Source organism: Polynucleobacter kasalickyi (assembly GCF_900176405.1).
Taxonomy (GTDB): Bacteria; Pseudomonadota; Gammaproteobacteria; order Burkholderiales; family Burkholderiaceae; genus Polynucleobacter; species Polynucleobacter kasalickyi.
Genome location: NZ_FWXJ01000015.1, coordinates 38,685 through 64,882, shown reverse-complemented (window position 1 = coordinate 64,882; position 26,198 = coordinate 38,685). Strand labels below are relative to the sequence as shown.

General features: G+C 39.1%; 27 protein-coding genes, 1 tRNA gene and 1 riboswitch. Of the genes, 8 read left to right on the top strand and 20 right to left on the bottom strand.

Annotated features, from left to right (window positions below; all coding sequences use genetic code 11):
• The first annotated feature begins 232 nt into the window (after window positions 1–232).
• Window positions 233–868 (top strand): GNAT family N-acetyltransferase, encoded by a 636-nt coding sequence (locus tag B8983_RS12210; protein ID WP_084285420.1) that lies wholly within the window; start codon window positions 233–235, stop codon window positions 866–868.
• Between the two features lie 12 nt (window positions 869–880).
• On the opposite strand, the gene B8983_RS12205 is transcribed toward B8983_RS12210, so the two are convergent.
• Genes B8983_RS12205 through B8983_RS12195 form a run of 3 tightly spaced genes read right to left on the bottom strand, consistent with a single transcriptional unit; the run spans window position 881 to window position 2,467 of the window.
• Entirely contained in the window at window positions 881–1,234 is a 354-nt protein-coding gene (locus B8983_RS12205; protein ID WP_084285418.1) for a c-type cytochrome, read from the bottom strand.
• A 5-nt stretch (window positions 1,235–1,239) separates the two neighbouring features.
• Window positions 1,240–1,872 (bottom strand): BON domain-containing protein, encoded by a 633-nt coding sequence (locus B8983_RS12200; RefSeq protein WP_084285416.1) that lies wholly within the window; start codon window positions 1,870–1,872, stop codon window positions 1,240–1,242.
• Window positions 1,873–1,876: 4 nt separating this feature from the next.
• A complete protein-coding gene (locus B8983_RS12195; RefSeq protein ID WP_084285415.1) occupies window positions 1,877–2,467 on the bottom strand; it encodes a phosphoheptose isomerase in 591 nt (196 codons plus the stop codon).
• Window positions 2,468–2,559: 92 nt separating this feature from the next.
• Between B8983_RS12195 and rsmI the strand changes: the two genes are divergently transcribed.
• Entirely contained in the window at window positions 2,560–3,480 is a 921-nt protein-coding gene (gene rsmI, locus B8983_RS12190; RefSeq protein WP_084285413.1) for a 16S rRNA (cytidine(1402)-2'-O)-methyltransferase, read from the top strand.
• Window positions 3,481–3,673: 193 nt separating this feature from the next.
• On the opposite strand, the gene B8983_RS12185 is transcribed toward rsmI, so the two are convergent.
• Window positions 3,674–4,195, bottom strand: a complete 522-nt coding sequence (locus B8983_RS12185) for a c-type cytochrome (protein WP_084285411.1) — start codon at window positions 4,193–4,195, stop codon at window positions 3,674–3,676.
• Window positions 4,196–4,345: 150 nt separating this feature from the next.
• On the opposite strand from B8983_RS12185, the gene B8983_RS12180 reads away from it, so the two are divergent.
• The 3 genes from B8983_RS12180 to B8983_RS13930 all read left to right on the top strand — a co-directional run bounded on the left by B8983_RS12180 (window position 4,346) and on the right by B8983_RS13930 (window position 5,972).
• Window positions 4,346–4,421 (top strand) — tRNA-Arg (locus tag B8983_RS12180).
• Window positions 4,422–4,603: 182 nt separating this feature from the next.
• Complete coding sequence (locus tag B8983_RS12175) at window positions 4,604–5,713, top strand: fatty acid desaturase (RefSeq protein ID WP_084285409.1); 1,110 nt, start codon at window positions 4,604–4,606, stop codon at window positions 5,711–5,713.
• A gap of 55 nt (window positions 5,714–5,768) precedes the next feature.
• Window positions 5,769–5,972: a hypothetical protein gene (locus B8983_RS13930; RefSeq protein WP_143736179.1), complete on the top strand. Its 204-nt coding sequence runs from the start codon at window positions 5,769–5,771 to the stop codon at window positions 5,970–5,972.
• Window positions 5,973–6,002: 30 nt separating this feature from the next.
• On the opposite strand, the gene B8983_RS12170 is transcribed toward B8983_RS13930, so the two are convergent.
• The gene (locus B8983_RS12170; RefSeq protein ID WP_084285407.1) at window positions 6,003–6,641 is read right to left on the bottom strand and encodes an MBL fold metallo-hydrolase; all 639 of its coding nucleotides are present in this window, start codon (window positions 6,639–6,641) and stop codon (window positions 6,003–6,005) included.
• Between the two features lie 60 nt (window positions 6,642–6,701).
• A riboswitch (glycine riboswitch) is annotated at window positions 6,702–6,785 on the top strand.
• A gap of 106 nt (window positions 6,786–6,891) precedes the next feature.
• On the opposite strand from B8983_RS12170, the gene gcvT reads away from it, so the two are divergent.
• The 3 genes from gcvT to gcvP are packed head-to-tail and all read left to right on the top strand — an operon-like array spanning window position 6,892 to window position 11,279.
• Entirely contained in the window at window positions 6,892–8,001 is a 1,110-nt protein-coding gene (gene gcvT / locus B8983_RS12165) for a glycine cleavage system aminomethyltransferase GcvT (protein WP_084285404.1), read from the top strand.
• Window positions 8,002–8,015: 14 nt separating this feature from the next.
• Complete coding sequence (gene gcvH / locus B8983_RS12160; RefSeq protein ID WP_084285402.1) at window positions 8,016–8,396, top strand: glycine cleavage system protein GcvH; 381 nt, start codon at window positions 8,016–8,018, stop codon at window positions 8,394–8,396.
• Between the two features lie 6 nt (window positions 8,397–8,402).
• Window positions 8,403–11,279: an aminomethyl-transferring glycine dehydrogenase gene (gene gcvP / locus B8983_RS12155; protein ID WP_084285400.1), complete on the top strand. Its 2,877-nt coding sequence runs from the start codon at window positions 8,403–8,405 to the stop codon at window positions 11,277–11,279.
• On the opposite strand, the gene priA is transcribed toward gcvP, so the two are convergent.
• The 15 genes from priA to mnmG form a co-directional block, all read right to left on the bottom strand.
• Window positions 11,276–13,363: a replication restart helicase PriA gene (priA, locus tag B8983_RS12150; protein ID WP_084285398.1), complete on the bottom strand. Its 2,088-nt coding sequence runs from the start codon at window positions 13,361–13,363 to the stop codon at window positions 11,276–11,278. The genes gcvP and priA overlap by 4 nt on opposite strands.
• 279 nt (window positions 13,364–13,642) lie before the next feature.
• Window positions 13,643–14,779, bottom strand: coding sequence for a uroporphyrinogen decarboxylase (hemE, locus tag B8983_RS12145; protein ID WP_084285397.1), 1,137 nt, complete (start codon window positions 14,777–14,779; stop codon window positions 13,643–13,645).
• 6 nt (window positions 14,780–14,785) lie between these two features.
• On the bottom strand, window positions 14,786–15,202 hold the full coding sequence (locus tag B8983_RS12140) for a F0F1 ATP synthase subunit epsilon (RefSeq protein ID WP_084285395.1): 417 nt from the start codon (window positions 15,200–15,202) through the stop codon (window positions 14,786–14,788).
• 20 nt (window positions 15,203–15,222) lie between these two features.
• Window positions 15,223–16,623: a F0F1 ATP synthase subunit beta gene (gene atpD, locus B8983_RS12135; RefSeq protein ID WP_084285392.1), complete on the bottom strand. Its 1,401-nt coding sequence runs from the start codon at window positions 16,621–16,623 to the stop codon at window positions 15,223–15,225.
• Window positions 16,624–16,664: 41 nt separating this feature from the next.
• Complete coding sequence (atpG, locus tag B8983_RS12130; protein ID WP_084285387.1) at window positions 16,665–17,540, bottom strand: F0F1 ATP synthase subunit gamma; 876 nt, start codon at window positions 17,538–17,540, stop codon at window positions 16,665–16,667.
• Between the two features lie 25 nt (window positions 17,541–17,565).
• Complete coding sequence (atpA, locus tag B8983_RS12125; protein WP_084285381.1) at window positions 17,566–19,107, bottom strand: F0F1 ATP synthase subunit alpha; 1,542 nt, start codon at window positions 19,105–19,107, stop codon at window positions 17,566–17,568.
• A gap of 38 nt (window positions 19,108–19,145) precedes the next feature.
• A complete protein-coding gene (locus B8983_RS12120; protein WP_084285376.1) occupies window positions 19,146–19,682 on the bottom strand; it encodes a F0F1 ATP synthase subunit delta in 537 nt (178 codons plus the stop codon).
• A 1-nt stretch (window position 19,683) separates the two neighbouring features.
• Window positions 19,684–20,154 carry a F0F1 ATP synthase subunit B gene (locus tag B8983_RS12115; protein WP_084285374.1) on the bottom strand — a complete coding sequence of 157 codons (471 nt, stop codon included), beginning with the start codon at window positions 20,152–20,154 and terminating at the stop codon, window positions 19,684–19,686.
• A 67-nt stretch (window positions 20,155–20,221) separates the two neighbouring features.
• Window positions 20,222–20,491, bottom strand: a complete 270-nt coding sequence (gene atpE, locus B8983_RS12110) for a F0F1 ATP synthase subunit C (RefSeq protein ID WP_084285372.1) — start codon at window positions 20,489–20,491, stop codon at window positions 20,222–20,224.
• Window positions 20,492–20,540: 49 nt separating this feature from the next.
• Window positions 20,541–21,395: a F0F1 ATP synthase subunit A gene (gene atpB, locus B8983_RS12105; RefSeq protein ID WP_084285371.1), complete on the bottom strand. Its 855-nt coding sequence runs from the start codon at window positions 21,393–21,395 to the stop codon at window positions 20,541–20,543.
• A 19-nt stretch (window positions 21,396–21,414) separates the two neighbouring features.
• Window positions 21,415–21,906: an ATP synthase subunit I gene (locus B8983_RS12100; RefSeq protein WP_159460902.1), complete on the bottom strand. Its 492-nt coding sequence runs from the start codon at window positions 21,904–21,906 to the stop codon at window positions 21,415–21,417.
• Between the two features lie 11 nt (window positions 21,907–21,917).
• Entirely contained in the window at window positions 21,918–22,799 is an 882-nt protein-coding gene (locus B8983_RS12095) for a ParB/RepB/Spo0J family partition protein (RefSeq protein ID WP_084285366.1), read from the bottom strand.
• Window positions 22,792–23,568, bottom strand: a complete 777-nt coding sequence (locus B8983_RS12090; protein WP_084285362.1) for a ParA family protein — start codon at window positions 23,566–23,568, stop codon at window positions 22,792–22,794. The genes B8983_RS12095 and B8983_RS12090 overlap by 8 nt, the downstream gene beginning before the upstream one ends.
• A 14-nt stretch (window positions 23,569–23,582) precedes the next feature.
• Entirely contained in the window at window positions 23,583–24,266 is a 684-nt protein-coding gene (gene rsmG / locus B8983_RS12085; RefSeq protein ID WP_084285358.1) for a 16S rRNA (guanine(527)-N(7))-methyltransferase RsmG, read from the bottom strand.
• A complete protein-coding gene (gene mnmG / locus B8983_RS12080) occupies window positions 24,256–26,181 on the bottom strand; it encodes a tRNA uridine-5-carboxymethylaminomethyl(34) synthesis enzyme MnmG (protein WP_084285356.1) in 1,926 nt (641 codons plus the stop codon). Before mnmG ends, rsmG begins: the two co-directional genes overlap by 11 nt.
• Window positions 26,182–26,198: the final 17 nt, after the last annotated feature.

Below are 26,198 nucleotides of genomic sequence, written 5' to 3'. Positions count from 1 at the left end.
GAACTATTTACCCTTGTCAACACTTTCTGACGAAAAAGATGAAAAGATTTCGGTTTTCTTTTTATTCTTTCCTCCTCCCCCCTCTCTCAACCCCATCAATACTCACTCTGACTCGTTTTCTCTGCTTTGAGTTTATTTTGAAGCTTTCTTTCTTCTTTTTTCATTTATTAGGGTTAACCCTGATAAATTTCTTTTTTTGGATTAAAATGAATCTATCGATATCTAATCATTTATGTATAAAACTTCTAATACCTTCCCACTTAATACAACCCCGGTCCTAGTTCTGGAGTTGTCTATTACTCATATTGAGCAAATTAGAGCTCACTTATTGTCTTTATCTGAGGAAGATCGGCTTCTGCGGTTTGGAATGTTTGCATCTGATCTTTTTATTGAGAATTATGTAAGCTCTTTCGACTTCGGGCATGATGTATTTTTTGGAGTTTTTAATAATGCGTTATCCCTGATAGGCTTTGCACATCTTGGCTACTCATCTTCACAGGGCAAAAGCTTTAATGATGCTGAATTCGGTGTTTCTGTCTCAGAGTCAGGGCGAGGCATCGGCATTGGTACTGCCCTTTTTAAACGCGCTGCTATGCACTGCCGTAATTCAAACATTGGGATTTTGTATGTGCACTGTTTATCCTCTAACCAAGGGATGATGCATATAGCCAGAAAAGCCGGTATGGTGGTCGAAAAGTCACATGGCGAGGCTGAGGCTCATCTAAGAATCAAGCCAGGCAACCAAGCTTCTTTGATTAGAGAAACTTTGGATTCGCACGTGGCAGTTATTGATTATTCGATTAAGGAAACATTTCAGCAAGTATTGAAGATGGCTCTGCGTCTATACAAGCCGCGTAAATTCATTTAACAAAGAAGGCGCTTATCTTTCGCCGGTTTTCATTGTAAAAATCCAATCAATCACTTTCCTGATTTCATCTTCTGTAATGTTATTTTTATTTGCTGGCATAGGAACGGCACCCCAAGCGCCCACTCCGCCATTTTTTATTCTATTGATTAGGTAGGTATAGGACTGAGGAGTGTTGTCGTATCTTCTTGCAATCTCTGCAAAAGCAGGTCCAACTACTTTTTGCTTTTCGGCGTGGCAGCCCAAGCAAAGACTCTTACGCGCAACATCTTTACCTTCTATCAATTCTGCAGCCCTCACTGATCCACTCAGCATCAGAGCAATACAGATGAGCGCTAGAGCCCATTTAACATGACCAGCAGAGTACATTTTATTTATTTTTTAGTCTCGGGAACACCCATAGAATCTAGCTTCTTTTTTTCCTCTTCAGAAATAATATCAAAAAGCTTCACAACCTCTTTGATGCTATCACTGGCCCGACTTGCTACAGTGGCAGCGGCTTTTGCTTCCAACTCTGTTGCTACGCCCATTAAATAGACTCTCTTCGCCTCTACTACTATTTTCATTGAGTTTGACGGTATATCAGTGGTTGCAATAAATCTCGCTTTGACCAGACTGAATAACGACGTATCAAGGAGCCTGTCTTCAGCTGAGCTATTTTCAGCAATTTTCATTTCATCAAATACTTTTTTTACATTTGCTTGTTGGTTAGCTTCCTGCAAAACCAAGTTTTTGTAATTTTGATTAGGCACTTCGCCAGTTAGTAAAACTTTTTGATTGAAAACAGTGACATTAAGGTGGGCATTTGTTCCAACTTTATTTTGTATATTGGCTTCTAGCTCCAGCTGTATTCCCCTATCGATAGTTGTCACTGATAAGGGTCTTCGATCTGCTAAGACCATTGCCCCGTAAAGCCCTGAGCCCGCAATGATTGGAAAACAACCTTGCAAAATTGATACAGCCCCGACTAAAACAGCGGTGCTTCTCAAGAAATTTAATAAATTCATTTTGTTAACCTAACAATAAGTAGTCGATACCATCGCACAAACAGTGAAGAATTAATAAATGGGTCTCTTGAATACGAGCCGTTCTATCTGACGGCACGCAAAGATGTACGTCCTCTGGGCCCATTAGTCGCCCCATGGTGCCGCCATCCTTTCCAGTCATGGCAATCACCGTTAATCCCCTCTTCTTTGCAACCTCGATAGCCTTGATGACATTCTTCGAGTTTCCTGAAGTTGATATGGCCAGCAGGATGTCTCCGGGCTTGCCTAATGCGCTCACTTGTTTACTAAAGATCTCATCGTACCCATAATCATTGCCAACGGCTGTCAAAATTGAGGAGTCTGTAGTTAAAGCAATCGCACCAAATTCTTTTCGCTCTCTTTCGAATCTACCGACCAATTCTGCAGCAAAGTGTTGGGCGTCAGCTGCGGAACCACCGTTACCACAAGCCAAAATTTTGGATCCTGAATTTACGCATTGAAACATTTGCTCTATCGCTTTAGCTAAGTCGGCAGACAAAACATTTTTGCTTTTTTGCTTCGTCGCAATACTTTCTTCAAAATGATTGTCGACTCTCGAAATTAAGTTTGTGTTCATTTCCTGGGCTTTTAATTAATATTATTTGAATATGTATATGATGTCATATTACATAACATTCAATTCGAAATTGTTACGCAACCACCATTTTAATGAACCTCTCAATAAATGAATCTTTAAGGCATCAGGATTTACCTGATTCTTGCCTATATGTTGTAAGTACCCCCATCGGTAATATGGCAGACATAACCTATAGAGCAGCATATGTTTTAGCTGAAGTGGATGGAATTGCCTGCGAAGATACCCGCCATACTCTACATCTACTCAATTTTTTAGGCATTCAGAAGCCTTTAATTGCCATTCATGACCACAATGAAGTAGTTGCATCGCAAAAATTACTTGCGTTGATTTCCCAAGGTCAAAAATGGGCTTATGTGTCCGATGCTGGCACACCGGGTATTTCTGATCCAGGTGCAAAGCTTGTTAATACCATGGTGCAAGCTGGTAAGCGCGTCATTCCGATTCCCGGCGTGAGTGCGGTTAGTGCAGCGCTATCTGTTTCTGGTGTCACAACCATTCACTCTGAGGGAAGATTTCAGTTTTTAGGGTTTTTACCCACGAAGGGGCGTGAAAGAAAAGCGCTACTGCAAAAAATTTACACTTCTTCACTCTCCAGTGTCTTTTTTGAATCCCCTCAGAGGATCAAAGAAAGTCTCACTGAAATTGGTGTGGCGTTACAAAATGAAGCCCGTACGATTTTAATTGGTAGAGAGCTAACGAAAAAATTCGAAACCGTTCATTACGTGCTGTCTTCCCAATTACTAAATTGGTTAAGTAACGATCATTTGTTGAAGGGTGAATTTTGTATTATTGTTGAAGGCTTTCATTCTGTATCGAATAACTCTGATGAACCCACCGAGGCCAGTGTTAGCCCACATCTCCTAGCTAAAGTTCTTAGTCAACATTTAGGCAGTAGGCAAGTTGCTGAAGTCTTATCTCAATCTGGCTTACTCTCAAAAAATCAAGCATATTCATTAGCCTTGGAGATAAAAAAGTCGATTGAAGGCGAATAATAACTAGTCCAATAGATCTTCAGAAGTCTTAAGTTTGTTAATGCTGATTGTCATCTCGATGTAAATGCGACTTCAAAACGCGCTAATGGGGGATGAAAAAGACTTTTGGGAATGCTACCCAGGCGCTGAAGTCCCGAGTAGTTCACAAGGTGCCTTTGTTGTTTAAAGCACCTTGTTTGCTGGTTAGTTTTGTTTATTTTTTCTTTGCGGCATCTTTGTCAGAGCTTGGTTCGACTGGCTCTGGTAATTTTCCTCCAGAATTGTTTGCGATATAAACAATTGCTCTTCCAATTTCAAAATCACTTACGTCGTCTGGAGCAGCTCCGCCTCTTGCAGGCATCGCGTTGTATCCTTTTAATGCGTGACTTAAAAGCGTAGCATAACCTTTGCCAATTCTTGAACCCCAAGCATCACTTTTACCAAATACTGGTGCTCCTGCTGCACCTGTTCCATGGCAAGAAGCACAAACGCTTTTATAAACCTCTTCGCCACTCTTTAACACTTTTGGTGCGTTCGCATCTTTAAAATCTAAATTTGCCACTGGCTTAATGAGGCGGTTCGCTATCTCGCGGTCTTCAGATCCTGATGGCTTATTATGGCTATTAGCATAAGTCAGAAGCAATAGAATGACTACCAAGGGAATAAAAAATGCAGCAATTACCATTAAAATCAATTGCTTAGGTGACTTGATTAGGTTGCCGTGTTCTTCGCTCATTACTTTTCCTTTGAAACAGATTTGATATAAATTATTGAATTCATCAATTATAACGAGAGTTCATCACAAAAACTTGTTGCCTTCTTTTTGGCAATGACAAATTATTTATTCATATTGGCCGTCTACTCACTTACAATATGGCTAATATTGGCGCCCGTAGCTCAGTGGATAGAGTATTGGCCTCCGAAGCCAAGGGTCGCTGGTTCGATTCCAGCCGGGCGCGCCATTATTAAAGATCGTTGGACAAACTCTAAGAGATGCGCTTATTTTTTGTTGTGACATCAAACCTTCAGTCGCATTCACTGATCTAACTTTCCTATTACCCCCATAAAAAGTTATGTTCACATAATACGTACATCTTAATTCCCACTTAAAATAGAAAATTATTTAATTACATTTGATTTATATATGTCTACATCAACTACTAATCAAGCATTTGAGAGTCCAATTCCTGAGGGATTGCCTATTCCAAATAGAAAAGTCATTAGAAGCTGGATTGAGCCTTTTGCAAATAAGCAAACGGTTAAAGCAATCACTCTTCTAGTTGTCGATATCATTATTTGGTTGGCATTAATTGCTGGCACAGTCCTGATTGAAAATTTATTTATTAAAATTGTGCTTGGCAATGTCGCAGGATTTTGGATCGGTCGATTATTTATCTTAGGTCATGACGCTTGCCATCAGAGCTATACACCGCACCGGGAATTGAATAAGGTGCTTGGTAGGATTGCTTTTTTCCCTTCTCTCACTCCGTTTAGTTTGTGGGAAGTTGGCCATAACGTGGTTCATCATGGCCAAACAAATCTAAAGGGCTTTGATTTTGTCTGGGCTCCGGCGAGTGTTGAAGAGTTTAATAAGATGCCCGTTTGGCGTCAGAACTTAGAGCGTCTTTACCGCAGTGGTTGGGGGCCAGTCTTTTACTACCTCATCGAAATCTGGTGGAATAAGATGTATTTTCCGACGAAGAAAAATATGCCTTCAACTCGTAAAATTTTCTTCAAAGACAGTTGTTTGGTTAGTGTATTTGGTGCTGTTTGGATTGGTGTGCTCTGTTATGCGGCCTACGCTACTAACCAGTCATTTTTTACTACTCTGATCTGTGGGTTTGTAATTCCTTATTTATTTTGGAATGGCATGATTGGTTGGGTCGTTTATGTTCACCATACTCATACTAGTGTTTCTTGGTACGACAATAAGTCAGAGTGGATGAAAGCTCAGCCATTTGTTTCTACAACGGTCCATTTAACTTTCAAACGCAATTTTGGAGCGACGATGCACCACATCATGGAACATACAGCTCATCACGTTGACATGGGTGTGCCGTTATACCATCTTCAAGAGGCACAAGCCAAACTTGAGACTTTGTTGCCAGGCAGAATCATCGTTCAACCCTTTACTTGGAAATGGTACTTTGAAACAGCCAAACTGTGTAAGCTGTATGACTTCAAGAATAAATATTGGCTTGATTTCAATGGTAACAAGACGGCTGAATCTATCCAAGTGATTCCAAGCCCCTAATTGTAGGGGTTTTGAATAAGTGTTAAAATAGGGGTTTTGCTGCGCGAGGTTTACCATGACTACAACAACAATCACAACTACAACAAGTCCGGAAACGACTGAATCGACTTCACAATCCCTCAAGTTTTGCTCTTCTTGCAGTCGCGAAAAACGCTTAGAAGGTGGAACTTGGATTCCAACCAGTAACAAAAAACAACGTTGGATTTGTGCAAGCTGTCTATATAACAGAACGCATAGAACCGGTTCTGCTAAAGAATAAATCTTATAAATTCGACGCTTTAATTACTTTTCATTGAAGAAAGGGGTTTGTCAACCTTTCTTCACCAAAAGTTGAATTGGGTCCATGACCTGGTACAAACCTTATTTCATCTCCGTATTTAAATAAATTGTTGTTAATAGAATCTATTAGATCTTGATGATTCCCCCTCGGGAAATCTGTCCTTCCTATAGAACCAGCAAACAGCAAATCTCCCACAATAGCGATTTGAGCGCCCTCATTAATGAATGCGACATGCCCTGGAGTATGTCCAGGACAATGCTCCACCTGAAACGTCTCATTTCCTAATTTCACGATATCACCACCAACCAACCATCGATCTGGAACAAATGACTCAGCATGATGGTTAAAGCCAAATCGTTGTGCTTGTAATGGGAGTTGATCAATCCAAAATAAATCATCTATATGGGGTCCCTCAATGGGTACATTCAATTTTTTTGACAGTTCACTCGCGGCGGAACAATGATCTAAATGTCCATGAGTAATTAAAATTTTTACTACTTGTAACTGATTCTCATTGACCACCTTTAAGATACGATCTAGATCTCCTCCGGGGTCCACAATGGCAGCTTGATTCGTTTCATCACACACCAATATCGAACAATTTTGTTCAAATGGTGTTACCGGCACTATCGCAATTTTTAGACTCATAGGAATATCATACTTAATTTTTAATGTTGGAATTAGTTTTACATGAACTTAGGTTAAAATAAATTATTGATAGGAGAGAGTGATTTTCACCGCCGAAGGCGCAAACGCCCGTAAACGCTCAGGCAAAAGGACTGTCAATATTTTACACTCTGGAGAGCGGCATTCATTTGCCCACCGAAGGGGCTAACATCACTTGTGGTGGAATCTCTCAGGTAACAGGACAGGGGGGCCTTTAAATTGAGGATTCCCCATGGGCGCAGTTACCATTTTTCACGATCAACATATTCAACTTAATGCCAAGATGATCAACTTTGGCGGATGGGAAATGCCAATTCACTATGGATCTCAAATAAGTGAGCATTTACATACAAGAGGTGCTGCCTCTCTTTTTGATGTCTCTCATATGGCCGTAGTTGATATCAAAGGTGCTGACTGTTATGTCTTTTTGCAAAAACTGTTGGCTAACAATATTGATAAATTACAGGGTGATGGCCAGGCCTTATATAGTTGCATGTTAAACCAACTTGGTGGCATATTAGACGACTTGATTGTTTATAAAGTGGATGACTTTTATCGTTTAGTCATTAACGCTAGTACTGCCGAAGCAGATTTAGAGTGGATGAGAAGTGTTGCTAAAGATTTTCTCGGTATTGAAATTATCCCTAGGCGTTCGAATCTCCAAGGTATGCAAAGTCCTCTCGTCTTACTTGCCCTACAAGGCCCTCTGTGCCTTCATTTCTTGAAGCAAGTATTTCCACTGATATCTGAAGAAATTTCTGAAATACCCTATTTTGGCTCCAAGCGATTTGAAACTAATTTTGGTGAAATCATGTTTTCTCGAACTGGCTATACCGGTGAGGATGGTTTCGAATTATTTTTACCGATAGCATCGGGCTGTCAAATTTGGGATCTATTTATCCAACAAGGCGTTTTGCCTGCCGGTTTAGGGGCTCGTGATACCTTACGAATTGAGGCTGGTTACAATTTATATGGACAAGACATGAGTGTGGGAGTTAATCCGTTTGACTGTGGATTAGCTTGGACAGTAGATTTAAGTAACGAAAGAAATTTTTTGGGGTCATCCGCACTTCGGGCGTATACCAAAAAATTCGCATTCGTTGGTTTAGTTTTACTTGGTAAGGGTATATTAAGAGCTCATCAAATAATCAAGACTGAATTTGGTGATGGTGAAATTACTAGTGGTACCTTTAGTCCCAGCCTACAAAAGTCAATCGCTTTTGCAAGAGTGCCTCTTTTGGTTCCCATTGCATCCCAAGTTGAAGTTGTTATTAGAGATCAAACAATTCCCGCAAAAGTAGTAAAAACTTCTTTTGTTCGTCGCGGTAAAAATTTAATTTAATTTAGGAGATTTATATGTCATTACCTCAAAACCTTCATTATGCTGAATCACACGAATGGAGCCTTCTCAATGATGATGGCACTGTTTCTGTTGGTATCACTCACCATGCTCAAGATGCCCTGGGTGATATTGTATTTCTTGAACTTCCTAAAGTTGGAGCGGCTCTTCAGGCAAAACAATCCTGCGCTGTAGTTGAGTCCGTGAAGGCTGCAAGTGATATTTATGCTCCTGTATCTGGTGAGGTTGTCGCTATTAATGAAGATTTAGCCAGTCAACCTGAACAGATCAATTCAAGTCCATATGAGTCTTGGTTTTTTAAAATTGCACCAGCAAATGTAGAAGACCTCAAATCTCTTTTAGATGCTAATTCTTATAACGCTTTAATAGGAGGTTAGTTTTCGATGTCAATTTCTCATGCTAACGAATCAATTGGAAATTTTTTATCCAGGCACATTGGTCCAGCTGTTGAAGACCAATCTTCCATGCTGAAGAGTCTTGGTTACGCCTCCCTTGATCAATTTATTGATGATGTAGTGCCTGAAAATATTCGTGTTCGTTCGGAAATTAATCTGCATGGTTTTGACACCCCCCTAAGCGAGTCTGATGCACTGGCCTATTTATCAGAAATTGCAAAGAAAAATCAAGTTTTTAAAAGTTGGATTGGTCAAGGATATTACAACACTATTACGCCAACCGTAATTCAACGGAATATCCTTGAAAATCCATCTTGGTACACGTCTTATACGCCTTATCAACCAGAAATTTCACAGGGACGATTAGAGGCAATTATTAATTTTCAACAAGTGATTATAGATTTGACAGGCATGGATATTGCCAATGCCTCAATGTTAGATGAAGGAACTTCAGCTGCAGAAGCAATGACTTTAGCAAAAAGATCCTCCTCTTCCAACTCAAATAATTTCTTTATTGATTCTTCCGCTTTTCCTCAAACCATTGAAGTCATTAAGACTCGGGCTAAACCGCTCGGTATTAATATTATTGTCGATGACTTGAATCAAATTCATCAATATCAATTTTTTGGCGCCTTTATTCAATACCCTGGTGGTGATGGTGCCTTGTTTCCTATTGACACGTATCTCACTGTTAGCCAGTGTGTTCATCAACAACAAGCTCTTCTCATTGTTGCCGCGGATCTTTTAGCTTTAACCTTAATTGAGGCTCCCTCCTCTTTTGACGCTGATATTGTAATTGGCAACTCCCAAAGATTTGGTGTTCCATTAGGATTTGGTGGTCCCCACGCTGCTTACTTAGCAACCAAAGACAAGTTCAAGCGGAGTATGCCGGGACGGCTCGTTGGGGTTAGTGTCGATAAGTTTGGAAATCCCGCGTATCGTTTAGCCCTTCAAACCAGAGAACAGCATATTCGTCGTGAAAAAGCCACCTCTAACATCTGCACCGCCCAAGCCTTACTTGCAATTATTGCTGGCATGTATGCTACTTATCATGGGCCTGATGGCTTAAAGCAAATTGCGTTCAAAACTCACCGTCTAACAAGCCTTTTAGCACAATCTCTTATTTCTTCCGGCTTTGACTTAGTTCATCAATTCTGGTTTGACACTCTTTGTATTCAATCCCCTCAAGCTCAATCTATTTATCAAACAGCACAAGATCATGGAATTAACTTAAGGCTAATCAGTAACAGTCTTTTAGGCGTTTCTTTTGATGAAACGACCTCAATAAAAGATGTTGAAGCCTTAGTATCAATCTTTAATAGTTCGCAAGTCTCAGTTGCCTCTGAAGTTGCAGTGAATCTACCGCAGACCATTCTACGTTCGACCTCTTTCTTAACACATGCAACATTCCATCAATATCATTCTGAACATGAAATGTTGCGATATATGAAGAGGCTTTCAGACAAAGATCTAGCTCTAGATCGCACGATGATTCCGTTGGGCTCTTGTACGATGAAGCTCAATGCGACTAGTGAAATGATGCCAATCTCATGGCCATCTATTAACGCCATTCACCCTTTAGCGCCCTCTGAACAAACTTCAGGTTACTCTACCCTAATCGAACAACTAGAACAGATGTTATGTGGTGCTACTGGCTATGATGCTATTTCTTTACAACCAAACGCTGGCTCTCAAGGAGAGTATGCAGGTTTATTGATCATCAAAGCTTACTTGGACTCTATTGGGCAAGGTCACCGGAATATTTGTCTAATTCCCGCATCTGCTCATGGCACAAACCCCGCTTCAGCTCAAATGGTTGGGATGGAAGTAGTTCTTGTATTGTGTGATGAGCTTGGTAATGTTGATATTGCAGATTTGACAGCTAAAGCCTCTTTACATAGTAAAAATTTAGCAGCAATTATGATTACTTATCCCAGTACTCATGGTGTTTTTGAAACGGGTGTAATTGATATTTGCAATATTATTCATTCACATGGAGGTCAAGTTTATATTGATGGGGCAAATATGAATGCCCTTGTTGGAACTGCTCCTCCCGGACTTTTTGGTGGAGATGTTAGTCATCTAAACTTACATAAAACATTTTGTATTCCTCATGGTGGCGGTGGTCCTGGTGTTGGCCCTGTAGCTGTTAAGTCTCATTTAGCGCCTTTTTTACCATCCTCCTTTACGGGTAAAACAGTTGGCAAGTCCTTTCCAGAAGTACCACGTATTTCATCTGCACCCTTTGGCTCTGCTTCGATTCTTCCTATTTCATGGATGTATATTGCAATGGTTGGCTCTTATGGTCTTCGTAAGTCATCTGAAATTGCGATTCTTAATGCAAACTACATTGCAAATCAGCTCTCCTCCTTTTATCCAATTCTATATTCTGGACGTCATGGATTAGTTGCCCATGAGTGTATTTTAGACATTAGGCCTATTCAAAAAATCTCTGGTATCTCAAACGAAGATATTGCTAAAAGATTAATTGACTTTGGCTTTCACGCACCAACGATGAGCTTTCCTGTACCTGGAACCTTAATGATTGAACCAACTGAAAGTGAGTCCAAACAGGAGTTGGATCGTTTTATTGAAGCCATGGTAACAATTAAGGAAGAAATTAATCAGGTAATTCGTGGGGACTTTGACTCTCTGGATAACCCACTAAAAAATGCTCCTCACACAGCTTTATCTTTAATTCAATCTGATTGGTCCCATCCTTATTCCCGTGAAATTGCCGCATACCCTGTTAAACGGTTGATGGAAAATAAGTATTGGTCGCCAGTTGGAAGGGTTGATAACGTCTATGGGGACCGTAATTTATTTTGTGCTTGTATACCGGTTTCTGATTACACTACTGTTTAAAAACTGATGGGATCTCGTTCAATAATGATTCTTATTGAACGATTTTTACTTTTTTGCGCCTCAGCATAATCCAAGATTTTTTCTAAACAAGTTTGAAGTTTTTTTCGATCTGTTGACTCTAATAGAACCTGTGTTCTTTCCACTCCACTAACTCTTTGAATGCTTCTTGGAACGGGGTCATAGATAATGCAACCGTTGTTTTTATTGCCTATGTTTTCTAAGAAATTTTTCAACCCTTTTAATACTTCTTCATTCATTGTCTGATTCTTTGATTCAGCCATCACTAATGCTTGATATGAAAATGGTGGTAGTTGTGCAATTTTTCTTTCCTCAAGTAGCTCGTTATAAAACTCATATAGATTTTCATCTTTGATAGCATTAAAGATCTTATGTTCAGGAAATGCTGTTTGAATAATGATTTTAGAGTTTTCTAAATTATCACCTCTACCACCTCTTCCTGCGACTTGAACCAATTGCGCATACATTTTTTCTGTTGCCCGAAAGTCATAGGAATAAAGACTTTTGTCTATATCAACCACGACGACTGTTTCTACATTACTAAAGTCATGGCCCTTTGATAACATCTGAGTTCCAACTACTACATCTACTTCTTGTTGATGTATTTTCTGAAAGAGCTCTTCCGCTGAACCTTTAGACCTTGTGACATCCGTATCTATCCTTAATATTCGTAATTCTTGGAGAGTTTTTTCTATATTTTCTTCGATGCTTTGGGTGCCAACTCCTAAATGTCTAAGGTCTTGGTTACCACATTCTGGACACGCTTCAGGTATCCGTTCAATCAGTCCACAATGATGGCATTGCAACATTGGTTTTTTGTTTTTCCCACTAATTTTATGGAATACTTGCCACGTACTACAGTTTTTACATTCGGATTTCCAATTACAGGCATGACATGTAAGGATTGGTGCGTAACCTCTTCTGTTGATGAAGATTAACGATTGTTTTTTCCTTAATGCGGTTTTCTTTATTTCTTCTAATGTGTAATCACATAAACCAAGGTTTTTGAATTTACTTTGATTTACTTCATTTTTGATATCAATTATTTCTATGCTTGGTATTGTTGCGCCAGGTTTGGCTCTTTTTGATAAGGATAATAGGTCAATTTTTTTCTTTAACACCTTATCCCAGGTTTCTAAAGAGGGTGTCGCTGAACATAGCAATACTGGTATCTTTAAATCAGCTGCTCGCCATATTGCAACATCTCTAGCCGAATATCGCATTCCATCTTGTTGCTTATATGAATTGTCATGTTCTTCATCAATGACTATTGCTGACAAATTTTTGATCGGTGTAAATACACTCAGTCTAGTTCCAACAATAATTTGTCCCACCCCATTTTGAATTTTCCACCATGCATAATTTCTTTCGCTTGGCGTCAAATTACTATGTAGTATGACGACCTCTTTCCCTATGCAGATATTTTTAACTGTCTGTTCTAATTGTGGCGTTAAATTTATTTCTGGTACTAATACTAAACATTGTTTTGCTGTATCTTCAGTTATTCTTTTTATCCATTCTAAATATACAGCCGTTTTACCACTACCCGTAATTCCTTTCAAAAAGGTTATCGAGTATTTTCCTTCTTTACTTAGGTTGATGAGTGCCTCGATTGCTTTATCTTGTTCTTCATTAAATGTTAAGGTTAAGGGTTCTCTAATGGCTTCCTTTATCCCTAAATTCTCTTTCTTCTTGATTGATTTTTGTAGTTTTGGCCAATTAACTGGTTTTTTCCAATCTGAAGGAATTGATGAAAAAACTACTTCTCCAATTGGTCGTAAGTAATACTTTGACGCGAATTGAAATAGTTTTAGCTCAGCATCCTTAATTCTCGGACACGGGCTAATTTGTATTACTTCTTTGATTGTGTAAGCTGAGTTTTCTTTTTTGCTAATTGATTCAGAGTTTATCTCATAGACAATTCCAGAGACTTTCTTTTTACCAAACTCTATCTCGACAATGAGCCCTATCTCTGGTTCCTGACCAAGTTGCTCTGAATTCCAAGAATATTCAAAAAGTTTGAAAAGGGGGATGTCAATTGCAATTTGTACGAAATATGTTTTCATTTACATCCAGTTTACTGAAAGTTTTCGTTTAATCGTAAACCTGAACTTTTAAATTGCCTGTGGATAACTCTGTGGATTACTTTTAATAAGTTAAGTATAACTTTTGCGTGTAACCTTATAAATAAAACAACCCTTCTTGCTGTCCGTGAAATTTCTTAATTATTTCAAGTAGTTACACACTTAACTTATAAAGTAAATTAAGTTTATTCCACAAATCCTTGTTCTTTAAAACTTCTGAGTGGCTGTGTATAACTTTTGAAAAAATTTTTTATATCAGGACTAGATTTTAGCAAGTCTTAATTTTTTTGATTCTGTTTTAATCGTATCAATCAAACAAGTTACATTCTCAGGGGGGGTAAATTGTGAGATACCATGACCCAAATTAAAGATATGTCCATCTAAAGGTGATAGTTCAGAACTGTATGGGGCTGTGGTCGACAAGTCTTTTAATATTCCCGCAGCCTTCTGTTGGATAATATTATGACTACCCATTAGTACCATAGGATCTAAGTTTCCTTGTAGAGCAACTTGCGATTTTTTGGCTAATATTTGATTTTTAATGTTTCCAATAGAAACTGTCCAGTCAAGGCCTAAAACATTCGCATTTGAATCAGCTAAATCATCAATCCAAACCCCTCCACCCTTCGTAAAGAGCAAGATGGGTACATTTTGATTAATATGGGTATTTTGTTTTAACCTTTTAATAATTTCTTTCATCGGCTCAAGAGAAAACTTTTGATAATCTCCATTTGCTAACATGCCACCCCAGGTATCGAATAGCATTAAAGCTTGAGCACCTGCCTCTACTTGTAATTCGAGATATTTTGTAACTGAAGCAATATTAATATCCAAAATTCTTTGTAATAAATCTGGTCTTTTAAATAATAAGGTTTTTGTTTGCAAAAACTCTTTTGATCCACCGCCATCAACCATATAGCAAGCCAAAGTCCATGGACTTCCTGAAAAGCCAATTAACGGTACTCTTTGTTTACCATTTTGCATTAAGTCTTTTCTGATTAAAGAAACTGCATCAAAAACGTACTTTAACTGATCCATATCAGCTTCTTGCAAATCTAATATACTTTTTTCTGACTGTAGCGGATTGGAGAACCTTGGTCCCTCACCTTGTTCAAAGCTCAGTCCAAGGCCCATTGCATCAGGTATAGTTAATATGTCTGAAAAGAGAATAGCAGCATCTAATGGATAACGATCTAGTGGCTGTAGAGTTACCTCTGAACAAAAGCCAGGGTTTTTTGCAAGTTGTAGAAAACTTCCCGCCTTGGCCCTGGTTTTATTGTATTCTGGCAAATATCTGCCTGCCTGTCGCATAAGCCATACAGGCGTAGATTCTACGGGCTTTAAAAAACAAGCCCTCAAAAAACTATCGTTGATAAATTGGGATTGATAGTTTTCCATAGAATTTTATTTCTTTCTTCTTAACCTTGCTATTGTTGCTAACTCAGCCGCAGCCATCGCAAATTCAGATTGAGCTGTTGCAAAATCAATGTCTGATTGACGATTTGCTAAATTCTCTTCTGCTCGTCTTTTTGCTTCTAGTGCTTTAGCTTCGTCGAGATCTTTGCCACGTATTGCCGTGTCAGCTAAAACAGTAATGCATTTAGGTTGAACTTCTAAAATACCACCAGCCACGAATACAAACTCATCAGTTCCGTCTTCTTTTTCAATACGAACTGGACCAGGTTGAATTCGTGTAATTAGTGGAATATGTCCAGGTAGGATACCAAGCTCACCAGACTCTCCTGGCAAAGAAACAAACTTTGCTTCGCCAGAAAAGATGGATTCTTCAGCACTTACTACATTAATATGTATGGTTGACATGTATCACTAAACCTTTTTTATTAAAGCTTCTTCGCTTTTTCAATTGCTTCGTCAATCGTTCCAACCATATAAAATGCTTGCTCAGGTAAATGGTCTAATTCACCGGCTACAATCATTTTAAATCCTCTGATTGTTTCTTTTAATGGAACGTATTTTCCTGGTGATCCTGTAAATACTTCAGCAACGTGGAAAGGCTGAGATAAAAAACGTTGAATTTTACGAGCACGTGCAACAGATAATTTATCTTCTGGAGACAACTCATCCATTCCTAAAATTGCAATGATATCTCTTAGTTCTTTATAGCGCTGTAAAGTAATCTGCACACTACGTGCAACTTCATAATGCTCCGAACCAACAACTAATGGATCTAATTGACGGCTTGTTGAATCTAATGGATCAACCGCTGGATAGATACCTAAAGCTGCAATGTCTCTTGACAACACGACTGTTGAATCTAAATGTTGGAACGTCGTTGCTGGAGATGGATCTGTTAAGTCATCAGCTGGCACATAAACTGCTTGAATAGAAGTAATAGAACCTGTTTTTGTGGATGTGATACGTTCTTGTAAACGACCCATTTCTTCTGCTAAAGTTGGCTGATATCCTACTGCTGATGGCATACGACCCAACAAAGCAGACACTTCAGTTCCAGCCAATGTGTAACGGTAAATATTATCAACGAAGAATAGAATGTCTCTACCTTCATCTCTAAAACGTTCTGCCATTGATAATCCAGTTAATGCAACACGTAAACGGTTTCCTGGAGGCTCGTTCATTTGACCGAAGACCATTGCTACCTTGTCTAGAACATTTGAATCCTTCATTTCGTGGTAAAAGTCATTACCTTCACGTGTACGTTCACCAACCCCTGCGAATACTGATAAACCAGCGTGTTGTTTAGCGATGTTATTAATAAGTTCCATCATGTTCACTGTTTTACCAACACCGGCACCACCGAACAAGCCAACTTTACCGCCTTTTGCAAATGGGCAAACTAAGTCGATCACTTTAATACCAGTTTCTAACAAATCTACTGATGGTGAAAGTTCATCAAATTTTGGGGCTGGTTGATGGATAGCACGGCGCTCATCTGTTGCAATTGGACCAGCTTCATCAATCGGTCTGCCTAATACATCCATAATACGACCAAGAGTTGCTTGACCTACAGGAACTGAAATTGGAGCTCCTGTTGATGTTACTGACATGCCTCTACGTAAACCATCACTTGAACCTAAAGCAATCGTTCTAACAATACCGTCACCTAATTGCTGTTGAACTTCAAAGGTTAACCCTTTTTCTGCAAATGAAGCTTCATTGTTTTCATCTAAAACTAAAGCTTCATAAACTTTAGGCATACCTTCGCGTGGAAACTGGATATCTACTACAGCTCCAATACATTGAACGATATTTCCGTTACTCATTGCATCTCTCCAATCAAATCAATATTTACAATTCTTATAAATTAAACAGCGGCTGCTCCGCCAACAATTTCTGATAGCTCTTTGGTAATGGCAGCTTGTCGTGTTTTGTTGTAGACCAGTTGTAATTCACTAATAACATTTTTGGCATTATCAGAAGCAGCTTTCATGGCAACCATTCTTGCTGATTGTTCTGATGCAATATTTTCTGAAACAGCAACATAGATCAAAGACTCAATGTATCTTTTAACTAGCTCATCAATTACAGTTTGAGCATCTGGTTCATAGATATAGTCCCATCCTGATTCTTCTCTAGCACCACCTTTTGTACCAAGTTCATCTGCAGAAATTGGCAGGATTTTTTCGAGAACAGCTTCTTGTTTCATTGTGTTGATAAATCTGTTGTAAGCGATATAAACCTCGTCTACTTCTTGATTTTCAAATGCATCCAATTGAACTTTTATTGTCCCAATCAAATCTTCAAAACGGGGATAGTCCCCAATGTGTGATGCTTGAGATAAGATGTTGCCTTTTACTCTATTTAAAAACTGAATACCCTTAGAACCAATAGCAGTGCATAAAACATTAACGTCTTTGCCTGACCATTCTTTCATTGAGTTAACTAGAGTTCTTAAAATGTTTGTATTTAAACCACCACACAAACCTTTGTCTGTGGTTATTAAAATTACTCCAACATTTTTTACAGTTCTAGTTTCTAAATAAGAAGGACGGTATTCAGGATTAGCTTTACTTAAATTTGCTGCAATCGTTTTTACTTTTTCAGCATAAGGTCTAGCCGCACGCATCCGTTCTTGCGCTTTACGCATTTTAGATGCGGCGACCATTTCCATCGCTTTAGTAATCTTCCGCGTATTTTGTACGCTTTTGATCTTATTTCGTATCTCTTTTGTTCCAGCCATTGAGGCTCTCCCTTAGCTTCTTAATTTAGAAAGAAGCAGAACGCTTGTAATCCTCAACAGCTGCTTTGAGGGCAACTTCGTCATCCTTGCCTAGGTCTTTTGTATCTTCGATACGACCAACTAAATCAGCAAATTTTGACTTGAGGTGCTCTAGCAATCCCTTTTCAAAAGGCAGAATATTTTTGACATCAACATCATCTAAATATCCATGATTAGCAGCATATAAAACTGCTGATAACTGCCATACTTGTTGTGGAGAGTATTGAGCTTGCTTTAAAAGTTCTGTCACTCTGCGACCACGCTCTAACTGCTTACGTGTAGCATCATCCAAATCTGAAGCGAATTGAGCAAAAGCTGCTAATTCACGATACTGCGCTAAGTCCGTACGAATACCACCAGACATTTTCTTTACAACTTTAGTTTGTGCAGCTCCACCAACGCGAGATACTGAAATACCGGCGTTAATAGCTGGACGAATACCAGAGTTAAACAAGTCAGTTTCCAAGAAAATTTGACCGTCTGTAATTGAGATTACGTTAGTTGGAACGAATGCAGAAACGTCGCCAGCTTGAGTTTCAATAATTGGCAATGCAGTTAATGAACCTGTTTTACCTTTTACTTCACCATTTGTGAACTTCTCGACATAATCAGCATTAACTCGAGCTGCGCGCTCTAGTAGTCTTGAGTGTAGATAAAACACATCGCCAGGGAACGCTTCACGTCCTGGAGGTCTTCTCAACAACAATGATACTTGACGGTATGCTACAGCTTGTTTTGTTAAGTCATCATAGACAATCAATGCATCTTCACCACGATCACGGAAATACTCACCCATCGTACAACCTGAATATGCTGACAAATATTGCATCGCTGCAGATTCTGACGCAGTGGCGGCAACTACGATTGTGTAAGATAAAGCGCCATGTTCTTCAAGCTTTCTAACTACGTTACTTACTGTTGAAGCCTTTTGACCAATAGCTACGTATACGCAATATACGCCTTTACCTTTTTGATTAATGATTGCATCTACTGCAACAGCTGTTTTACCAGTCTGTCTGTCGCCAATAATCAACTCACGCTGACCACGACCAACAGGAACCATTGCATCAATTGACTTTAACCCAGTTTGTAAAGGTTGGCTAACCGATTGACGCGCGATAACGCCCGGTGCAACTTTTTCAATAATGTCGGTCAACTTTGCATTAATAGGACCTTTGCCATCAATTGGCTGACCTAATGCATTAACAACACGACCTAATAGTTCTGGACCTACTGGAACCTCTAAAATACGGCCTGTACACTTAACTGGATCTCCTTCAGAAATCAGTTCGTACTCACCCAATACCACAGCGCCAACTGAATCGCGCTCGAGGTTCAATGCTAATCCAAAAGTATTGTTAGGGAACTCTAACATTTCACCTTGCATCACTCCAGATAGACCATGAATACGACAAATTCCGTCCGTAACTGATATTACCGTGCCTTGATTACGAACTTCTGTATCAACGCCTACTCCGCTGATTTTACTTTTGATCAGTTCACTGATCTCAGATGGGTTAAGTTGCATTTATAACTCCTAAGGTCTTTTAATTTCGTTTATTCTCATTAAGCTGACATCGCAGCTTGCATCGCTTGTAGTCTTGACTTTACTGATGAGTCCAACACCTCATCGCCAACCTGAACTCTCACACCACCAATTAATTCTGGATCTATGGTTACGGTTGGACGTAAGTTTCTGCCACCAAATCTTTTTGTTAGTGAAGCAAGTAAAGTTGCCAATGTTGCTTCATCAATAGGAAAAGCACTGGTAATCATTACTTCCGCAGCACCTTCTCTTTGATTCTTAATTTGCTCAAACTGTATAGCAATTTCAGGAATCGCAGAAATACGATGGTTCTGTGCAACTAAATTAATGAACTGTTTAATTGGTTCACTTGCAGTTGTCTTTATCCCAGTCGTCAAAAGCTCACAAATTTGCTGAATAGAAACATTTGGGTTGTTTGCTAAAGAAGCTATGTCCGGATGTGAGGCTAGCTGTGCCAGCTCGAACAAAGATTCAGACCAATTTACTAATTCAGTATCTTTAGCCAACTCGGACAATGCTTCTGCGTATGGGCGTGCTATTGTGGCGATATCTGCCATATTAGAGCTCAGCTTTCAATTGATCTAAAAGTGCTTGATGAGCATTTTGATCTACCTCACGGCGTAAAATTTGCTCTGCACCTTTAATGGCTAAAGAAGCCACTTCATTCCTAAGAGTATCTCTAGCGCGGATTATTTGTTGATCTGCTTCAGATTTAGCTTGAGCAATAATACGAGCTGCTTCATTTTGTGCATTTGACTTAATCTCATCTGCACTCATTTGAGCTTTTTTCTCTGCTTCAGCAATTCTTTGAGCACCTTCATTCTTAGCATCAGCTAAGGCTTGATCAGCACGTTTTGTGGCAATTTCCAAATCTGTCTTGCTTTTTTCTGCTGCAGCAAGACCATCTGCAATTTTAGTTGCTCTTTCATCTAAGGCTTTTACTAGGGGTGGCCAAACAAATGTAGCCACTACCCACCAAAGTATAAAAAACACAACCATTTGCGCGAATAGGGTCGCGTTCAGATTCACGGCTTTTCCTTTCGGTTGATTTTAATAACTACCAGATTGTTCTGGTAGTTTTCCAAATAACTAATTATTAGCTACCTAATTTTGATAACAATGGGTTTGCGAACGCAAACAACATAGCGATACCAACACCAATCAAGAAAGCCGCATCAATCAAACCAGCTAACAAGAACATTTTTGTTTGTAATGGCTCAATCAATTCAGGTTGACGTGCACATGCTTCAATATATTTACCACCCATTAGTGCGATACCTAAACAAGCGCCGATAGCACCTAAACCGATAATGATACCGATAGCGATTGCTGTCATACCTTGAATGTTAGCGATGAATTCTTGCATTGTTGACTCCTAGTGTTAAAAAATAAAAAATGAAAAATGAAACCGTAAATTAATGATGACTATGCGCCTGACCAATATAGACCAGAGTCAACATCATGAAAATAAATGCCTGTAACAAAATTACCAAAATGTGGAAGATGGCCCATGCTGCACCAGCTATGACGTGGCCAATGAAACCCAAGATTGTCAAATCTACACCAAAGGTCCAAACACCACCTAAAAGTGCAATTAACATGAAAATTAATTCGCCGGCATACATATTACCAAATAGTCGCATACCCAACGAAACTGTCTTCGCAACATATTCGATAATATTCAACATCAAATTGAATGGAGCCATATACCACTTAGCACCGAATGGCGCGGAGATTAGCTCATGGGCAAAACCACCAACACCTTTGATCTTAATGCTGTAATAAAAAATAATCAGCAGAACAGATAATGACATTCCCATTGTTCCATTTAAATCTGTAGTTGGAACAATCTTATGATGAGGAATATGCAAATGAAAAACACCGAGAAGGCCGTTAACACCATTAATCCAATCAATTGGAATTAAATCAAGTGTATTCATGAAAATGATCCAGCAAAACACAAGTAAAGCTAAAGGGGCGATAAATGTTCTGTCGCCATGCACAATACTTTTCGATTGAGCCTCAACTAACTCAACTACCAACTCAACTAAGCCTTGGAATCGACCTGGGACACCGGCAGTTGCCCTGCGTGCAGCAAATATTAAGAAAGCAATTGTTAATAGTCCCATCATTGTGGACCAAAAAACTGTATCGTAGTTAATGATGCTGAAGTCTACGATTTTTGATTGAACCTCACCTAGATTATTTAGGTTCGTTAAATGTTCAATAATGTATTCGGTTGGTTGCAAACCTTCAGCTGGTGTTGACATTACTTTTTATCCTGATAACTTATCGTAAAAACTTCAATTTTAACCCTCGCAGCCAATTCGCCTGCAAAGTAATTATGAACATACCCAAAAAGGGTAACCACTTCAATTGAGGAACATTGCTTACTACTAGAAACATGATAATTAACAAAAGTGTAATTTTTATGAATTCTGCAGAGACTAGAGTATAAACAAACTTTTCTGCAGACTCTTTGTAATTACTTTCGCTTATTTTCATACGCATTATAAACGCAACATTAGGGAATACCCCTAAAATTGATCCAAGTAGTACTGAAATTACAACACCTTCAACCTTTAATTTTACATTAATTAGAGCAACTAGGATTGTAAACAATATTGTCAAATAACATTGCAAAATAACTATTTCCCAAGGAGAATTAATTCTTGGTTTTAAGTTTTCTCCAAATAATTTTATGGCCTGGTCTTCATTTAGCGGCTTAAAAGCATCATCAAATAACCCATTCTTATCAGGATCGTCTCTGTGTTGTTGCAATTTTTTTCCTTTTAAGACAAGTCTAATTTCTTTAAAAAACTATCCAGTTCATCAGGGTGCGAGAATTTTATTTTGATCTCACCGCCTTTTGATTTTGTTTTAATTTCGACATTTAATCCAATCATGTCAGACATTCTAGTTTGTAAATTTTGAATATCTGGGTCGTGTTTTATGATTTTTACTTTAGCTATTTCATCTGGATTTTTTTTACTCGACTGGATAATTTGATTTGCTAATTTTTCTGTTTCTCTGACGGAAAGGCCTTGTGCTGCAACTCTTTGAGCCAAACCAACCTGTCTAGCCGCCGGAACATTCAACATTGCTCTAGCATGCCCCATATCGATGTCCCCGGCCATTAAAAGTGCTTGGACATGCTTTGAAAGTTGCGTAAGTCGAAGTAAATTCGTTACTGCACTTCTTGATTTTCCAACCACCTTAGCTGCCTGCTCATGAGTAAAGCCAAAGTCAGAAATTAATCTAGCTAAACCATCAGCCTCTTCTAATGGATTTAAATCTTGACGTTGCATGTTTTCGATCAAGGCCATAGCTGCGGCTGTTTGATCATCTACTTTTTTAATCAACGCTGGAACCGACTCTAAGCCAGCTAATCCAGCAGCTCGAAAACGACGCTCTCCGGCAATAATCTCATATTTACCCTCAGCAATTTGCCTTACCAGCAGAGGTTGCATGATGCCCTGTTGCTTAATACTCTCTGAAAGCTCTTGTAGCTCACCTTCTTTCATTTGCATTCGAGGTTGATATTTTCCTCTTTGCAAATCGGACAAGTTTATAAACTTAATTTGATCTGCGCTGTCAACGCTTGAAGAGCCCAAATCTAACGACTCTCCCAACAATGCTTCAAGCCCTCTACCTAAACCTTTTTTCTTAATCATTTTTTATCCCTGCTCGTTGAATCATTTCTTGGGCAAACTCAACATAAGCTTTTGCCCCCCTTGATGCCTTGTCATAAACGACCCCAGGCAACCCATAGGACGGGGCTTCGGCTAAGCGAACATTCCTTGGAATAACCGTCTTAAAAACTTTGTCACCGAAGTGATTAATTAATTGATCTGACACTTGTTGTTGCAATGCGGTCCGAGGATCAAACATTACTCTTAATAAACCAATAATCTTCAGATCACTGTTTAAATTGGCATGAACTTGTTTAATACTATTTACCAAATCTGATAATCCTTCTAAAGCAAAATACTCGCATTGCATCGGCACAATTACACCATTAGCTGCGCACAACCCATTAAGCGTGAGTAAGGATAATGCGGGCGGACAGTCTATCAAAACAAAATCATAATTAACATGCTCCTTAGCTAATGCAGCCCTAAGAAGGGACTCCCTATGCTCAAAATCTACTAGCTCAATTTCAGCACCTGCTAAATTTCTATTAGCAGGAAGAACATCGTAACCACCTGATTCTGAACGATATTTAGAATTTTGTATATCCTCTAAACCGAGTAACACTTGGTACACAGAGCTTTTTAATTGATGTTTATCAACACCTGATCCCATGGTTGCATTTCCCTGTGGATCTAAGTCAATTAACAAAACACGTTGTTTTAAAGTAGACAAACTCGCAGCCAAATTAATCGCCGTAGTTGTTTTTCCCACCCCACCCTTTTGATTTGCTATACAAAAAACTTGTGCCATTATATGTCCCTTTTTTAATATTTTCTCATGGAAGAGATGACCAATAAACATCTATAGGCATCAAAACTTGGTATTTTTAATTCGATATTTTCGATGAGGTTCCACTCATCAATTACACCTTTTAATTCCTCTTCAACTCTTTGAGATTTCATAGCAAATACGTAAGAGTCCTCTTTTATCAGAGATTGAGAATATTTCAAAAAATTATTTAACTCTGTAAAAGCCCTTGAAATTGTTGCATCAAAAATATTAGGCTGTTGTTTGGCATAAACTTCAATTCGCTGACCTACAACCTCATAGTTTTCGAGCTTTAGTCGAGTTTTTATATTTTGCAAAAATGCTGTCTTTTTCTTAATAGATTCGATTGCATAAAAACTGATGTGTGGCAGTAATATCGCCAACACCACACTAGGAAAACCTCCTCCAGAGCCTAAATCGGCAACCTTCATCTTGCTGAGATTTTTTAACTTTTTTAGATAACCATCTACTGGTGAAATTACCGCCATTGAATCTAATAGATGCGCTCTCATTAGAGATTCAAATGAGTTTACTGCGCTTAAATTATGAACGGCATTCCACTTAATAAACTCATTGATAAATGTCTTTAATTGCTCCACTTGAAGTCTTGACAACTTTAGAGAAAATTGATGGCTTCCCTCCTCAATTATTTGGTCAAAAACCAATGGATCAAATTGCATCCGTTTGAGCCTTTCTTCCAACACCTCTTTTCAAGTGAACTAACAACAGGGAAATTGCAGCTGGAGTTACACCAGAGATTCTTGAGGCCTGCCCTAAAGTTGTTGGCTTGCCTTTATTTAATTTTTGTTGAACCTCATTTGACAACCCCAACACATCGCCATAATCTAAACCAACTGGCAACTCTAAATTCTCATAATATGAATGACGGTCAATTTCAATCGTTTGACGATCAATATAACCCTGATATTTAATGCCAATCTCCACCTGCTCCTGCAGTTGTTTTAGCAAAAGCTCATCATACTGATTTACTGAACTAGCCCATCGCCCATCTAAAACGCTTGTTAAGTGGTCATAAGTTATTTCTGGCCGCTTGAGCAATTCAGCGAGGCTATACTCATGTGATAACACCTGCCCAAAGACACTAAGGCTATCTTCTGGAGTAATATTTTTCGGCGACACCCAAGTTGATGCAAGCCTAGATGTTTCACGTGAAACACCCTCAAGCTTCCTACTAAAAAACTCCCACTGCTTATCACCAACCAAGCCCAAAGATCGCCCAATCTCAGTTAAACGAATATCTGCATTATCTTCACGCAAACTAAGACGATACTCAGCGCGACTTGTAAACATTCGATACGGCTCTTGAACACCCTTAGTAATCAAATCATCTACGAGAACGCCAAGGTAGGCGTCGCTACGCAACGGATGCCATGATGGCTTACCTTGCGAATGAAGGCCAGCATTAATTCCTGCCAACAAACCCTGAGCGGCAGCCTCTTCATAACCAGTTGTACCATTAATTTGACCAGCAAAGAAAAGTCCCTTGATACTTTTAGACTCTAATGATGGATTTAAAGACCTAGGATCAAAATAGTCATATTCAATCGCATAGCCTGGACGAAGAATATGAGCGCTTTCCAACCCAGGAATACTATGTACTAAATCAATTTGAACATCAAAAGGAAGGCTCGTTGATATTCCATTTGGATAAAACTCGTTTGTAGACAACCCCTCAGGCTCCAAAAATATTTGGTGGCTATTTTTGCTGGCGAATCGATGTATCTTATCTTCTATTGATGGACAATATCTAGGACCAACCCCCTCAATAACCCCCGTATACATTGGAGAGCGATCCAGACCACCACGAATAATATCGTGAGTTTTTTCGTTAGTATGCGTAATCCAACAAGGAACTTGCTTAGGATGCTCTTCAGGCCGCCCCAAAAAAGAAAATACAGGAACTGGATCCAGATCGCCTGGTTGTTCAGTCATTACCGAGAAATCGATAGTTCTTCCATCAATTCTAGGTGGAGTACCCGTTTTTAAACGACCTTGTGGTAATTTAAGTTCTTTTAATCTTGAGGAGAGTCTAACCGAAGCAGGATCACCTGCTCTACCACCGGAATGATTATCTAAGCCCACATGAATTTTCCCATCCAGGAAAGTACCCGCAGTTAATACAACTTGCTCGGCATAGAACTTTACTCCCAGCTGGGTTATTGCACCTTGCACTTGATCACCAACCACAATTAAGTCATCGACTGCGGCTTGAAATAAAGTTAAATTTTGTTGATTCTCCAACAGGGTGCGCATTGACGACTTATATAGAGCACGATCTGCTTGAGCCCTAGTAGCGCGTACAGCGGGTCCTTTACTGGAGTTAAGAATCCTAAATTGAATGCCTGACAAATCGGTAATATGAGCCATGGCTCCACCTAGCGCATCAATTTCTTTTACCAAATGCCCTTTACCAATTCCACCAATTGATGGATTACAACTCATGGTACCCAATGTTTCAATATTATGAGTGAGAAGTAAAGTTTTACACCCCATCCTAGCGCTTGCTAATGCGGCTTCACAACCGGCATGACCACCGCCTATAACAATAACTGCGAATTTTTCTTGATAGTCCATAGATGAATTTCCCTTAG